The organism is Cellulomonas sp. P24, assembly GCF_024704385.1.
Taxonomy (GTDB): domain Bacteria; phylum Actinomycetota; class Actinomycetes; order Actinomycetales; family Cellulomonadaceae; genus JAJDFX01.
The window spans coordinates 2071254-2084626 of the sequence record NZ_JAJDFX010000002.1 but is presented as its reverse complement, the minus strand read 5'-3'; the positions used below and the strand labels follow the sequence as shown (position 1 = coordinate 2084626).

Annotated in this window: 14 protein-coding genes; 9 read left to right on the top strand and 5 right to left on the bottom strand. The window is 69.5% G+C overall.

The genetic code is table 11. The features are described 5' to 3' along the window. Window positions 1-31: 31 nt before the first annotated feature. Entirely contained in the window at window positions 32-1717 is a 1686-nt protein-coding gene (locus LJB74_RS09705) for an MFS transporter (protein ID WP_259308345.1), read from the bottom strand. Between the two features lie 420 nt (window positions 1718-2137). Between LJB74_RS09705 and LJB74_RS09700 the strand changes: the two genes are divergently transcribed. The 9 genes from LJB74_RS09700 to LJB74_RS09660 all read left to right on the top strand — a co-directional run bounded on the left by LJB74_RS09700 (window position 2138) and on the right by LJB74_RS09660 (window position 7575). Further along, window positions 2138-2449, top strand: coding sequence for a hypothetical protein (locus LJB74_RS09700; protein WP_259308344.1), 312 nt, complete (start codon window positions 2138-2140; stop codon window positions 2447-2449). 346 nt (window positions 2450-2795) lie between these two features. Beyond that, a complete protein-coding gene (locus LJB74_RS09695) occupies window positions 2796-2984 on the top strand; it encodes a hypothetical protein (protein WP_259308343.1) in 189 nt (62 codons plus the stop codon). Between the two features lie 164 nt (window positions 2985-3148). Further along, on the top strand, window positions 3149-3826 hold the full coding sequence (locus LJB74_RS09690; protein ID WP_259308342.1) for a hemolysin III family protein: 678 nt from the start codon (window positions 3149-3151) through the stop codon (window positions 3824-3826). Window positions 3827-3900: 74 nt separating this feature from the next. Further along, window positions 3901-4257 carry a PadR family transcriptional regulator gene (locus tag LJB74_RS09685; protein WP_259308341.1) on the top strand — a complete coding sequence of 119 codons (357 nt, stop codon included), beginning with the start codon at window positions 3901-3903 and terminating at the stop codon, window positions 4255-4257. 18 nt (window positions 4258-4275) lie between these two features. Continuing rightward, complete coding sequence (locus LJB74_RS09680) at window positions 4276-4734, top strand: hypothetical protein (RefSeq protein ID WP_259308340.1); 459 nt, start codon at window positions 4276-4278, stop codon at window positions 4732-4734. Next, the gene (locus tag LJB74_RS09675) at window positions 4734-4991 is read left to right on the top strand and encodes a hypothetical protein (RefSeq protein WP_259308339.1); all 258 of its coding nucleotides are present in this window, start codon (window positions 4734-4736) and stop codon (window positions 4989-4991) included. The genes LJB74_RS09680 and LJB74_RS09675 overlap by 1 nt, the downstream gene beginning before the upstream one ends. Before the next feature lie 126 nt (window positions 4992-5117). Next, window positions 5118-5534, top strand: a complete 417-nt coding sequence (locus LJB74_RS09670; RefSeq protein ID WP_259308338.1) for a transferase — start codon at window positions 5118-5120, stop codon at window positions 5532-5534. 285 nt (window positions 5535-5819) lie between these two features. Next, on the top strand, window positions 5820-6776 hold the full coding sequence (locus LJB74_RS09665; protein ID WP_259308337.1) for a hypothetical protein: 957 nt from the start codon (window positions 5820-5822) through the stop codon (window positions 6774-6776). Between the two features lie 52 nt (window positions 6777-6828). Further along, a complete protein-coding gene (locus LJB74_RS09660; protein WP_259308336.1) occupies window positions 6829-7575 on the top strand; it encodes a hypothetical protein in 747 nt (248 codons plus the stop codon). Window positions 7576-7594: 19 nt separating this feature from the next. On the opposite strand, the gene LJB74_RS09655 is transcribed toward LJB74_RS09660, so the two are convergent. From LJB74_RS09655 to LJB74_RS09640, 4 genes are all read right to left on the bottom strand, one after another. Beyond that, the gene (locus LJB74_RS09655; RefSeq protein WP_259308335.1) at window positions 7595-8212 is read right to left on the bottom strand and encodes a ribonuclease D; all 618 of its coding nucleotides are present in this window, start codon (window positions 8210-8212) and stop codon (window positions 7595-7597) included. Window positions 8213-8408: 196 nt separating this feature from the next. Beyond that, entirely contained in the window at window positions 8409-8681 is a 273-nt protein-coding gene (locus LJB74_RS09650; RefSeq protein ID WP_259308334.1) for a hypothetical protein, read from the bottom strand. 523 nt (window positions 8682-9204) lie between these two features. Then, a complete protein-coding gene (locus LJB74_RS09645) occupies window positions 9205-12384 on the bottom strand; it encodes a type I restriction endonuclease subunit R (protein WP_259308333.1) in 3180 nt (1059 codons plus the stop codon). After that, on the bottom strand, window positions 12381-13367 hold the full coding sequence (locus tag LJB74_RS09640; RefSeq protein WP_259308332.1) for a 5'-nucleotidase: 987 nt from the start codon (window positions 13365-13367) through the stop codon (window positions 12381-12383). Before LJB74_RS09640 ends, LJB74_RS09645 begins: the two co-directional genes overlap by 4 nt. Between the last annotated feature and the right edge of the window lie 6 nt (window positions 13368-13373).

Here is a 13373-nt window from a genome sequence, read left to right as displayed (position 1 = left end):
GCGTCGGGCACGCCGATCGCACCCGGACGGCTCACCCCTCTGCGGGCAGCAGGTGGCGGATCGCTGACGGTCCGTCGGTGAACGCACGCATCCGCAGGTCGAGCTCGCGGTCGTAGCCGGTGAGTCGCTCGTGGTGCTGGCGCAGGTGCTCACCCCAGGTCGGGACGACGAACACCTCGACGAAGACCGAGCCGTCGGCCGCATCCTGGTAGAGCGTCCACGAGGTCGCTCCAGTGCGCCGACGGGACACCCCGACCCGCCGCGCGGCCTCGAGGAAGCGCTCGACGTCGCCGGTCACCACGTACCGGATCTCGATCACCACCGGGCTGGTGCGCGGGTCCAGGTCGATCGCGGCGTCGACGTCCGGCTCGGGCCAGATGGTGTCGGTGCGGGGGTCGTGGGTGCCGGTGCGGGCCAGCAGCGGCCACCACGCCTGGGACACCACGCCGGCGACCAGCAGTCCCGTCGCGGCGACCAGCGCGTGGCCGATCCCGAGCCGCTGGGCCACCAGTCCCCAGGCAGCCGCACCGATGCCCTGCCCACCGATCATGACGATGAGGTAGGTGGCCATCCCGCGGGCCCGCACCCATGCGGGCAACGTGAGCTGCAGCACCGTGCTGAACGTCGAGAGCACCACCAGCCAGCCGACGCCGGCCAGCACCAGCAACCCGACCAGCAGCACCGCGCTGCCGGTCAGTGCCGCCCCGGCCATCCCCGCCCCGAACAGCAACGAGGCGCCGGCCAGCAGCGCGCCCCGCGACATCCGGTCGCGCAGCCTCGCGAGGCCGAGCGCGCCGATCACCGCACCGACCCCGAGCGCACCGAGCAGCATCCCGTACCCGCCCGACCCGAGGCCCAGCCGCTCGCTCGCCACCACCGCGAGCAGCGCCCACAGGGCCGAGGCAGGCACCACGAACAGCGCCACGCGCAGCAGCACCCGCCGCACCCCGGGAGCGTTGACGACGTACCGGGAACCGGACCGCAGGGCGGAGACCAGGGGCTCGGCCTCCCGCACGGCCCCCGCCGGTCGGCGCCACGCCACCAGGGCGACGACGACGGCCACGGTCGAGACCCCGTTGATCGCGAACAGCACGGCCGGGCTGACGGCGAGCAGCAGGGCGCCGGCGAGCGCGGGTTCGATCGCGCGGGCGATGTTGATGTTCATGCTGCCCAGCCCGGCGGCGGCGGGGATCAGCCGGGGTGGGACGAGCTCGGGCTGGATCGCCTGCCACGCCGGACCGGCGAGCGCGTTCGTGACGCCCAGCCCGAACGTGAGCATGAGCAGCACCAGCGGTGTCACCAGCCCCGCCTCGGTCAGCACCACCAGCGACCCGCTCACGACGACCGCCGCGACGAACACCCCGACCAGGTACCGCCGACGGTCGAACACGTCGGCCAGCACGCCGGCCGGCAGCGAGACCAGCAGGACCGGCAGCAGGCTCGCCGCCTGGACCATCGCGGTCAGGGACGCCGCGTTCGGCTGGTGCACGAGCATCCACTGGGCGCCGACCGTCTGCATCCACGACCCGGTGTTGGACACGAGCTGGGCGATCCACAGCCAGCGGAACGTCGTGAGCGCGAGCGGCGCCCACGTGCCGGAGGAGCCGTCGGGCACGTCGGCGGCCGGTCCGTGCGGACCACCTCGCAGACCGCTGCCCATGCTCGCCAGAAGGCGCCGCGGCGTCCCCGCCCGCTCCTGGTCGGCTCGGTCGCTCACCGGTACCCCTCGTCGCTCGTCGCCGCGCGGCACCGTCCCACCTCGGCGGACCCGGACGGCACGCCACAGCAGGGACTCACCACGTCCCCCCGGAGCGCGGCCCCCCCGACACAGAGAAGCCGGACGACCTCGGGCGGGCACCTCTGAGTATGACAACCGCGACACCGACCCCGCCGCCGCCCGCCGTCGCGGCGCCTTCCGGCGAGATCGTGAGTCCGACGCGAGATCGCACGTTCGGAGCGACGATCTCGGACGGGACTCACGATCTCGGCGGGCTGTCGGCGGCTTGTCGCGGGCCGGCGGATGAGAGTTGTGGGTCGGCTGAGATCGGGGCCGTTCGTCCCCTGCCCGCGCGGGGGTGGGGAGTGCCAGGATCAGAGGGACGCGTGCGCGACGGCGCGCACGAAGGAGGCGGTGCACATGTCCGAGACACCGGAGACCATCTGCCATTGGGAGCAGGTCCAGCGTCAGTGGAAGTGGGAGTGGGCCAGCTACCACTCGCACGCCGCGGCGTACTGGACCGCCGGCGGCGAGGGTGGCACGACCGAGCTCCTGGACCTCGCCACGCTGGCGCCCGAACCCCCCGATCTCCGGGTGGACCTCGCCTACGGCAGCCGGTGGGAGAAGGTCTCAGGCACCGGGACGAACGTCGTCGTCGCCGCGGTCGACCTGCCCGAGAGCGAGTCGCCCGTCGGTGAGGGCTGGCGACTGGTGGAGACGGTCAGTCGCTGAACCTGGTAGGCCCGGGTGCGACGGCGAACGGTGGGTCCCGCAGGACGAGGACCCTGACCTCGCTCTCCGCCGACGGGTGCTGAGTGTGGCGTGTGGCCGATCGGTGGACGGGCGGCGGGTGCAGCACGCCCAGTCGGTCGTGCGCGCCACGAAGGTGACGTTCGTGCGACGGGTGGCCGTGCGCCAGGCCATGGCGCCGATCCCTTCCGGGATTGCCTGCAGTAGCGTCGGTGGCATTGGTGTCATGAGCGGGGGAAGTGACAGACATGCGTGGTCTCGACGTGCCTGGTCAGGCGGGGGAGTGGCGGCTGACGTCGTCGCTGTGCTCACGGAAGGTGAGCGGGCGATGAACACGACCGTCAACACCGGGTTGTGGTTGCTCTCGCTGGCCCTCGTCAACGCGGGACTGGCTCAGACCAGGGGGCGGAGCCGCTGGTACTGGTTCCTCTTCTCGCTGTTCCTGGGGCCCATCGCCACCTTCCTCATCATCGTCTGGCCGCCTCTGACCGCCCCCACCCCTGTCGCGAGATCGTGAGTGGGGTGCGAGATCGCACGTCCTGGCTCACGATCTCGGACCGGGACTGACGATCTCGCGGGCCTGGGGGGCGGTCGCGATGAGTAGGCTCGTGCCGGCGTGGTGCCTCGGTGTGGTTCCCGGCCTCGCGGGGGTTGAGGGGTCGACGTCTCGGGAAGGCAGCGGTGGACACAGCACCACGAAGCAGGGACGGCAGCGTCCATGTGACCAGCGAGCGGTTCAACACCGTCTCGCACCTGATCGCCGCGTGCTTCGCCGTGGAGGGTGCCGCGCTGCTCATCTCGCAGGCGGGCGCGCAGGGCGACCCGTGGAAGATCGTCGGATTCAGCATCTACGGCCTGTCGGTCGTGACGCTGTTCGTCTCGAGCACGCTGCACCACGCCCTCGATCGCGGGCCGCGGGTGAACGAGGTGCTGCGGACCCTCGACTACGACTCGGTCTTCCTGCTGATCGCGGGCTCGGTCACGCCACTCGTGCTGGTGCTGTTCCGGAGCACGTACGGCTGGGCGGTCCTGGGCACGGTGTGGCTGATCGCCTCGGCGGGGATCGTGCTGCGCTCGCTGCTGCGGCAGCTGCCGAAGTACGTCACGAACACCCTCTACATCGCGTTGGGGTGGATGCCGGTCGTCCTGGTCGGCGCGGGCGCGTCGTTGCCCCTGGGGGCGTTGGCGCTGATGGCGGTCGGGGGCCTCGTCTACAGCGCCGGGTTCGTGGTCTTCGTGATCGAGAGGCCGAACCCGTGGCCCGGGGTGTTCGGCTTCCACGAGATCTGGCACGTGATGGTGGTCGTCGCGGCCGTCCTGCACTACCTGCTGATGTACCTCTACGTCCTGCCCGCGTGACCGGGCTGCCCGGCGGCATGCAGCTGGTCGATCGATTGCTAGACAGGCTCACTGAGTAGTCGTACTGTATAGCCGTGCAGAGCAAACCGTGGCCGAGCGAGTGGCTCCGTGGCGTGCTGGCCCTGGCCGTGATGCGCGTCCTCGTGGACGGCCCCACGTACGGGTACGCGATCGGCGTCGAGCTCGAGGAGCACGGCTTCGGCGTGCTCAAGGGCGGCACCCTCTACCCGCTGCTGAGCCGCCTCGAGGAGGCCGGTCACGTCACCGTCGAGTGGCGTGCCGGCGACGGCGGCCCCGCCCGCAAGTACTTCGCGCTGACGGCCGAGGGGCACGACGAGTTCGTGCGCGCCGCCCGGGAGTGGTCCGAGTTCGCTCAGCTCACCACGACCTTCACCTCCACCCGCCCTGCTGCGCCGGCAGCGACGGCCTGAACCGATGGGGAGACGGCAATGACCACCACCAGATCGACCCTGCCGAAGAAGTGGACCGAGGACTTCGTCGTGGAGCTGCGGCTGCGAGGCGTGACGGGCCGCGACATCGGCGACGCCCTCAAGCACGTCGAGTCCTACTGCCAGGACAGCGGAGAGTCGCCCGACGAGGCCTTCGGACCCGCGCCCGACTACGCGAGGAGCCTTCCCTTCGCGCCAGGCCGCCTCGACGACGTGTCTGCCGGGCGGATGATCCGCGTCGGGGTGCCGTCGTTTATCGGCCTCGTCGGGATGCTGCTCACGCTGACCACCGTCGACGCCTGGCGTTCGGGTGGTGAGGTGTCGTTCACGTCCGGCTGGCTCGTCCTGCTCGCGGTCACGGTCGCGCTGTCGGTCGCGGCAGCGGCGTGGCTCGACGCGATCGCGCGGCACCGAGTACCCGCGGCATCGTGGGCGCGGCGATCTACGGAGCGGCCCTGATGGCGCCCGTCACGCTCACGACGGTGGCCTTCACAGCCCCGGTCGCGGTGTGCGGAGCCGTCGGTGTGGCGCTCCTGGTCGCCTCCGGCCTGCTCAACGCGCGGATGCCGCTGCGACTCGATCCGGTGCGGGATCCGACGCAGCAGCGGTCCGGGCGCTCCAGGATCGTCGTGGCGCTGTCCACCGTGGCGACGTCGTGGCTGTTCGCGCTGCTCACGGCGGTCGCGACGCTCATCGTGCTGGTGGTGCCTGCCTGAAGGTCGGCGGAGCTCGATCCGGCCGCCGTGCAGCGCGCGAGCCGCGTCGCCCGGCCGCTCGTCGCGATGGAATCCTTCCCACCGGCTGCACGTTATGTCAGCCAGGCAGAACGGAAGGAGGAGCCCATGGCAGCGAAGGTCGAGTTCGAGGACGACAACGGTCAGGTTGTCCGCTACGTGCGCCACGTCAGCGGTGGCGGGCTCGTCTCGCCCGGGGCGCGGGTGCACGAGGGAGCGTCGGTGGCGTCCACGACCTACGTCGAGGCCGGTGCGCGGGTCGGTGCGCGCACACGGATCGGCGAGGGAAGCTGGTTGGAGCACGACGTGCTCGTGGGGGAGGACGTCGTCATCGACCGGAACGTCCACCTCGGGCCGCGCACGCGCGTGCAGAACGGTGCACGGATCGGCGCCGGGGCCCGCATCGGGTCCGATGTCGTCATCACGCACGGTGCCCGGCTGCTCGCCGACGCCATCGTGCCCGACGGCACCGTCGTGCGCCGGAGCGCCCGGTCGGGTCGGTCCGACTTCGGGATCGCGGCGTAGAGACCGATGCGGGGTCTGGTGCTGCGAAGCGCCCGCGCGGTCGACGGACAGAATGTCCGGAACCACCTGTGGAAGCTGGTTCCGGAAAGGGTCTGACCTGCGGCGATGGGCGCCCTCGCGGATCCGCTCTACAAGCGAAGGGGTGCCTGTTCTACAACCGCAGGTCAGCGCGCCATCGATCCGTCAAGTGCGTGCCGGTTTCGCGCGAGCCGGCCCGCGAGGATCGGTGGACTTGCACGGGCGCTCCTCGGCCCCTGCGTGGGAGTATCTCGATAGAGTCGCCGCATGGTCGGGGCTGGCGCCTTCGCGCGTATCGACGCGTCGGATTGGCCCGTGGTCGCGACGGAAGCAGTGGGTGCCGACGAGAAGCTCTGGGTGAGCGGTCTTGGTACCCGCTGGCTCTTCAAGCCCGTCACGACCACTGCGACCGGCCACCGTCAGGGTGAGGACTGGTCCGAGAAGGCCGCCGCCCACTTGGCTGAGCATCTTGCGGTGCCCTGCGCCGCCGTCGAGCTCGCCGTGCGGGGCGGCGTCGAGGGCTCCCTCTCGCGCGACCTGGGGCCGGCGGGCTTCGAGGTGCAGTCCGGTGCGTTGTTCCTGGATGCGCTCAAGGCGCCCGGCTTCGTGCCTGCTCGCGATCTGGCGGCCGACGCGGCGCGGAGGAAGTGCCGTCCGGGGCACTCACTCGCCAACATCCGGACCGCGCTGGACGGGGTTCTCGCGCCTCCAGGCAGTTCGTTGCCCGCGTCGTTCGATGCGTACGACACCTTCGCCGGCTACGTGATCCTCGACGCCTGGATCGGCAATCGTGATCGGCACGACGAGAACTGGTCGGTCCTCGTGCCGGAACTCGGGAATGGTCCGGTCCACCTGTGCGGTTCCTACGACCAGGCGGGAGGCCTCGGATTCAACCTGCGTGACGAGAGGCGGTGCGAGATGCTGCGACTCGCCGCCGGTCATGACGTCGCGGCCTTCGCGGAGCGGGGTACCGCGTGGCGGTTCGAGAACGGCCCGGACAAGCCGATGCGTACGCTCGTCGAGCTGGCGGTCGATGCCCTCGAGCTCGCGTCCGGCGCGGCACGCACCTACTGGTGTGAGGCGATCGCGCGGCTCGGATCGGTCGACGGCGCGACGGTGTTCGAAAGGATCGACTCCATGTCAGACCTCGCGCGTAGTTTTGCAGGCGCGCTGCTGGGGATTAATGGAAGGAGGCTGCGTGATGAGTGTGAACGTCGTTTCTGACATGCACCGTGGCGATGTGCGGGACACCTCGACGCCTCATCGGGAGTTGGTCGTGGCCTGGCAGCATCCCGTGGACAGGGGGATCCACCCGATCGCGCTGCTGCGCCACCGGGGTGACGAGTACTCGTTCCGCTACGTGCGGGCGGTGCTCGAGGTGCCGGACTTCCGGCCGTTGCTCGGGTTCGGTGACCTGCGTGAGGTCTACACCTCCGACAGGCTCTTCCCGTTGTTCGCACAGCGTGCTCTCGATCCACGTCGCCCGGACTACCAGCGATACGTCAGCGACCTCGGCTTGGACCCGTCCGACGCGACCCCGTGGGAGCAGATCACCCGCTCCTCCGGGCGGCGTAACGGCGACACCCTCCAGTTGTTCCCGGTGCCGCACGTCGTCGCCGGGCAGGTCTCGTGCTCGTTCCTGGTGCATGGCATCCGGCACCTACCGGAGAACCGGCCAGTGTTTGACGGAGTCCCGCACCCGGTGACGGCTGGGCAGATCGGTGACGTGCTAGACGGACTGGTCCCTGGCGCGCCCTTGGCTCTGGTGCCGGAGCCGACCAACGCCAACAATCCTGAAGCGATCCTCGTCGTGGCCGGTGAGGTACCGGTCGGGTACGTGCCCGACCTCCTGGTCCGTGACCTGCATCGGCTGCGCGAGGTCACACAGGTGCATGCGTCGGTCATCCGGGTCAACGGCCCGGACGCCCCCTCGCACCTGCGAGTGCTCGCCGAACTCGCCGCTGAACGAGCCCACGGCTTCGAGTTCTTCCAGGACCCGCGGTGGGCGCCGCTCGCGCACTGACCCGCTGGCCGACGGTTGTTCAGTAGGCGAACACGTCGTCGAGCCCCAGGATCGAGGTCTCCACCTGAGCTGGGAGGAACGCGCAGCACTCGGCGTAGAGCGAGGCGAGGCCATTTGCGCCCAGCTGGGCTTCAAGTACGTCGAGCAGGGGCAGGAGGAACTCGACGTCGCGCGCTGCGTAACGCATCTGCTCCCGCGACAACTCTGGCGCCGACCAGTCGCTGACCCGCTCTGCGCCCTTCTCCAGGGCGACGGCGAGGTGTCGGTCGACCAGGGCAGCGAGTGAGTGCTCACCGGCGGGCGCTGACGGGCTCAGGAGCTTCGATGCGACCTTGGTGCAGCGGACGTTGCTGGCGCGCACGCCCCATGCCCGGTGCATGAAGCGCAAGTCAAAGGGCGCGTGATGGAAGACCTTGGTCACGTCTGGGTCAGCGAGTAGCCTCGCCAGACTTTGCGGACGCTGGTCGGTCATCCGGACTAAGACCGTTCCGACCTGCGGCGCGTGCAACTGACATAGGGCGAGTCGGTCGGTCCGCCAGTCGAGGCCGCCGGTCTCGGTATCCCAGCCCACCACGCCGGAACTGAGGAACCTGCGTAGCAACTCATCGGGGAGGTCGCCCTCGGCGAGCGTGACCATGCCGGCGACCTCCAGATCTGAACACGCCACGACGGACGATGCGGCTGAGACTACCGTGGCACGAGCAATGAGGTCCCGCGGAGCGGGTAGTGCCGCAGCGAGTGGAGGGCGGACCTCGACGACGCCGCCGTGAGCCGTGGACGTTGGAGGATGTGGTCGATGGGAAGGTCCGGATTGATTGGCCCTGACTTCCACCTCAGGCCTGTCGTTCGTCCTGCACGCGCCTAATGTGCTTCTTCATCCCTGGACTGAGCTCGTCGAGTCGAAACCTGACCGATGGCCAGTCCTTGGCGTCGTCCAGGTCAGCAATCACGGCAACCCACATGTCACGGGATCTCTTCGCACGCCGCGCTTCATCGAGGGCGTCATCTCGGGCGCTCTCGAGGCGGTTGGCCGCGGTTCGCGCTGCGTTCATCCGGGTGAGGGCCAGCGAGACATGGTCTTCAGCGCGTGCGAGTCGGGTGTCCACCGACTCACCGGGGCGGGTGGGATGCCGCAAACAATCGGGGCACGTAACTTCGGGTGCCGCTTCGGGTGACCTCGCGGTCGACGCCGGCGCCTGGTATCTGAACGGCAGCGTGCAGCAGGAGCACGATCGGTGGACAGCGATCGTCGCGTCGCCGGACGTTCCGACACCGTACGGGTTGCGCTCGCGCCAGTTGTCGGGGCGGTTGGGTCGCGGTGTGGGCGTCAACGTGTTCGCTCCTTCCCGGGTTCAGGATGCACGCCGGTGCCCGGGCCGTCTCCGCATTTGCCGACCGGCTCGCGATCGATGCCGGGAGAAGCTTGACTCCCTGGTGCCCCGGTGCCAGGCACCATTGCCGAACCGGGTGGGCGTTGCCGAGTGAACTTGGTCAGAGGTCGACAACGGTCCGGTGCCTCCTGCGCAGCGAACTGACGTCGACGCTGCGGCAGACCTGGCTGCGCACGGCAGGGACTGGGAAAGACTCCGGCGACGCATTGGCCTAGTGCCCGGTCCCCGCATCGTGTCCCTAACCCACCAGCCGCGGAGCCATCGACTCCATCTGCTCCATGACCAGCCGTATCGCTCCTTGCTGCTTGTCGGGCGGATAGTCGTACTTCACGAGCAGGCGCTTGATCGAGGAGCGCAGCTTGGCCTTGACGTCGTCGCGGACCGTCCAGTCGGTCTTGATGTCGCGCCGCATGATGGTCACCAGGTCGCGCGCGATGTTCGCGAGCACTCCCTCGCCTTGGATCTCGACCGCCGACTCGTTGGACGCGACCGCGTCGTAGAACGCGAGTTCGTCCTCGTCCAGCGGCGGGATGAAGTCGGCCCCGCGGTTGGCCTCGTGCGCGACCTCCTGCGCCAGAGCGATCATCGCGGCGATCACCTCGGCGGAGGTCAGCTGCTGGTTGGTGTACTTGGCCATGAGCTCGAGCAGCCGCTCGGAGAATGCGCGCTGACGCACGAGGTTGTGGCGCGTCACCGACCGGCTCTCCGACATGATCAGCGCTCGCAGCGCCTCGACGGTCAGGTGCGGGTTCTCGGCCTCGCGGGCCTTGGCGAGGAAGCCCGCGTCCAGTGCGGACAGGTCCGGTCGGGGCACCCCGGCGGCGTCGTAGATGTCGAGGACTTCGGTGGACACAACGGCGCCGGCCACGAGCTGGTTGAGCAGGCGCTGGACCTCCTCGGGGATGGGCTCGCCGCGGGCCTGGCGGTCCTCGGCGTCGAACTTGCCCATCCACACGCGCACCTCTTCGAAGAAGCGCGCCTCATCGCGCACCGCGGCCAGGGCGTCGGCGCCGCTGGCGATGGCCCAGGCGCGGGAGAGCTGGGCGGAGATCCGGCGGTACTGCGCGGCGAGGGTCTCCTGGTCGTCCGCACTGTCTGTGTCGCGTGGGCGGCGCAGGAACTCCACGGCCCCGAAGACGGCCTTGATGTAGGCGCGGGCGCCAGGTGCGGCGAGCCTGGCCTGCCAGTCGTACCCGGTGAGTAGCTCGCGCAGCCGGCCGAGCAGCTCGGTGACCAGGGAGACGGCGTCGTCGATGGAGCGGCCGACGGGCTTGGTCTCCTGGTCGGTCTCGGTGTACTCGGCCAGGGCCTTGGCGAGGTTGTCGGCCAGGGGTGCGTAGGCCACGAGCAGCCCGTCCTGCTTGCCGCGGAAGGTGCGGTTGACCCGGGCGAGGGTCTGCATGAGCAGGGCGCCCTTGAGCGGGCGGTCCAGGTACAGGGTGTGCAGCGGCGGGGAGTCGTAGCCGGTGAGCATCATGTCCTTGACGATGACGATCTCCAGCGGGTCGTCCGGGTTTTTCAGTCGCCGCTTGATCACGGCGTTCGCCGAGTCGCGGCGCACGTGCTCGGAGACCGGGGGGACGTCCGAGGCGGTGCCGGAGTACACGACCTTGATGACACCGGACTCCAGGTCCTCGGAGTGCCAGTCGGGCCGCAGGGCGATGATCGCCGCATACAGCCTGGCGCAGATCTCCCGGGTCGCCCCGACCACCATCGCCTTGCCCGGGACGTAGGGGGCCTCGGGTGTGGACAGGACCGTGGACATGACGGCTCGGCGGGCCTCCCAGTGTGCGACCAGGTCGCTGGCGAGCAGGGCGATGCGCTCGGGTGCCCCGTAGACGGCGTTGACGACGGCGACTGACCGTTCGATCCGTTCCCGTTCGGTGTCGTCCAGCCCGGTGGTGGCCTCGTCGGCCGCGGCGTCGATGAGCTCTTCGGTGAGCGTCCCGGCGAGCTGCACCTTGACCAGGCGGGACTCGAAGTACACCGGGACGGTGGCGCCGTCGGTGACTGCTCGGGTCAGGTCGTAGATGTCGATGTAGTCGCCGAAGACGTCGCGGGTGTTGCGGTCGGCGAAGGAGATCGGTGTGCCGGTGAACGCGATGAGGGTCGCGTGGGGCAGGGCGTCGCGCAGGTGGCGGGCGTAGCCGTCGAGGTCGTCGTAGTGGCTGCGGTGTGCCTCGTCGACGATGACGACGATGTTGGACCGCTCGGACAGCAGCGGGTGGCTCGCACCGGACTCGCGTTCAGCAAGGTTGCGGCCGAACTTCTGCAACGTCGTGAAGTAGATGCCACCCGACGCGCGCCCGGACAGCTCGGCCCGCAGCTCCTCGCGGCGCTGCACCTGGACGGGCTTCTCGGGCAGCAGGAGGCTGTGGGCGAACGCACCGTAGAGCTGGCCATCGAGCTCGTTGCGGTCGGTGACCACGACGATCGTCGGGTTGGCGAGCTTCGGGTGGCGCAGCACCTGGTTGGTGTACAGCTCCATCTCCATCGACTTGCCCGAGCCCTGGGTGTGCCACACCACCCCGGCCCGCCCGTGCGACGCCACGGCCTGCACCGTGGTCCCCACGGCCTTGGTCACCGCGAAGTACTGGTGCGCCTTGGCGATCCGCTTGGACAGACCGTCCTCGCCCCCGTCGAACGCCACGAACCCGGTCAGCAGCTGCAGGAACCGCAGCTGGTTGAACACGCCCCACAGCAGCAGGTCCAGTGCCGTCTCCCCGTCCTGCAGGTGGGCGAGATCGACGGGCGCACCCTCGTCGTCCACGTTCCACGGGGCGAAGTGGTGCAACGGCGTGAACGGGGTGCCGTACCTGGCCAAGATGCCGTCCGACGCCACGACGAGCACCGCGAAGCGGAACGCGAGCGGGAACTCCCGCAAGTACGTCTGCAGCTGGGCGTGAGCCGCGGCGACGTCAGCCTGGGTGCTGCCCGCACGCTTGAGCTCAACGAGCGCCACGGGAAGCCCGTTGAGGTACAGGACCAGGTCGAAGCGCCGTTCGAGGTCGCCGTGGGCGATGGTCACCTGGTTGGCGGCGAGCCAGTCGTTCTCACTCGGCTCGGTGCTGACCAGGCGGATCGTCGGGGTCTGCTCCTGCCCGTCAGTGTCGATGTAGGTGATGCCGCGAAAGCCCTCGGTCAGGAAGGTGTGGAGGCGGTGGTTCTCGGTGACGGCGTCCTGCGAGGTGGGCGCGAGGATCGCCGCCAGGGCCTGGTCGAGGTACTCCCGCGGGACGCTCGGGTTCAGGTCCCGCAGGGCCGCACGCAGGCGTGACGGGATGACGAGCTCGCCCCAGCTCTCCCGCTCACCTGAGCCCGGCGCAAGGGTCGACCCGTGGACGGGACGCCACATGAGCTCACCCAGGACCTCCAACGCGAGCTGCTCCCAGGTGTCCTCGGAGAGGTGGTGGGTCATCGGGTCTCCTCGGGCGTCTGCTCAGCGGCTCCGGGGCTCGCGACCAGGCCCGGGCGAGAGCGTGTGATGGATGGCACCAGCACGGCGGCGATCTCTTCCGCGATCGGGTCAAGATGCCCCTGCTGGTCATCGAACATGATGTGCGGGCGCAGGATGCGCAGGACACGGGCCTTCTCGATGCCACCGAGGAAGAACGTGTCGTTGAAGTGGACGTCCCACTCGCGCAGGGTGCGGATGGCGCGCTCGTGCGCCGGTGCCTGCCTCGCCGTGACGAGCGCGATGCGAACGCGGGGCACGTAGCCACTGTCGGTCGCACTCCTCTCGAGTTCGGCACGCTGGATCTTGCCCAGCGCTCGGACAAGTTGTGCCATCGGCCCCGGGCTGTGGGGCTCGTCGGCCCGTTCCGCCTCGTAGGCGAGGAACCCCGGGAGCTCGTCACGGTCATAGACCTCCTGAGACTCAAGGTCGGCCACGACGCCGTCGAAGTCGAACGCCACGCGCAGCGCCCCGGCCCCCTCGTCCGCGTCACTGCCGGCAGGAGCGGTGCGCCCAAGGACGACACCCGCAGGGAATGAGCGATCGACGGCTTCCTGGACATCGCGCCGGTTGCCCGAGAGGTACAGGCAGATGTTCAGCGCGGGAATGTACTCATACGGTGCCGTGCCTTCCGTGAAGACGGCGCGTTCGATCCTCAACCCGTAGTGCGCGATCGACTTCATCAACCGCAAACCCGTGATCGCGTCGTCCTTGGCGAGGACGATCACCTCGACCAAGGGGTCCTCAGGCGACAGGTCGTTGAGCCCGAGAAGCCGCACGATGAACGGGAACGCTGCACCCTTTCGGAGAGGTTCGTCGATGTGGAGGTCCTGGTAGGCCCGGTAGGCGTCCAGACCCTCCTTGAAGACCGCATCGGACTCGGAGAGATCGAAGAGCGCACTCGGGGCAACGCCGACGACAAGGCGGTGATCAAGTTCGTAGGGCACGATGCG

Excerpts from the sequence above, each read along its gene's own strand:
- LJB74_RS09700 (WP_259308344.1), top strand. The coding sequence starts at position 2,138 with ATGTCCGAGACACCGGAGACCATCTGCCATTGGGAGCAGGTCCAGCGT.
- LJB74_RS09695 (WP_259308343.1), top strand. The coding sequence starts at position 2,796 with ATGAACACGACCGTCAACACCGGGTTGTGGTTGCTCTCGCTGGCCCTC.
- LJB74_RS09680 (WP_259308340.1), top strand. The coding sequence starts at position 4,276 with ATGACCACCACCAGATCGACCCTGCCGAAGAAGTGGACCGAGGACTTC.
- LJB74_RS09675 (WP_259308339.1), top strand. The coding sequence starts at position 4,734 with ATGGCGCCCGTCACGCTCACGACGGTGGCCTTCACAGCCCCGGTCGCG.
- LJB74_RS09670 (WP_259308338.1), top strand. The coding sequence starts at position 5,118 with ATGGCAGCGAAGGTCGAGTTCGAGGACGACAACGGTCAGGTTGTCCGC.
- LJB74_RS09665 (WP_259308337.1), top strand. The coding sequence starts at position 5,820 with ATGGTCGGGGCTGGCGCCTTCGCGCGTATCGACGCGTCGGATTGGCCC.
- LJB74_RS09655 (WP_259308335.1), bottom strand. The coding sequence starts at position 8,212 with ATGGTCACGCTCGCCGAGGGCGACCTCCCCGATGAGTTGCTACGCAGG.
- LJB74_RS09645 (WP_259308333.1), bottom strand. The coding sequence starts at position 12,384 with ATGACCCACCACCTCTCCGAGGACACCTGGGAGCAGCTCGCGTTGGAG.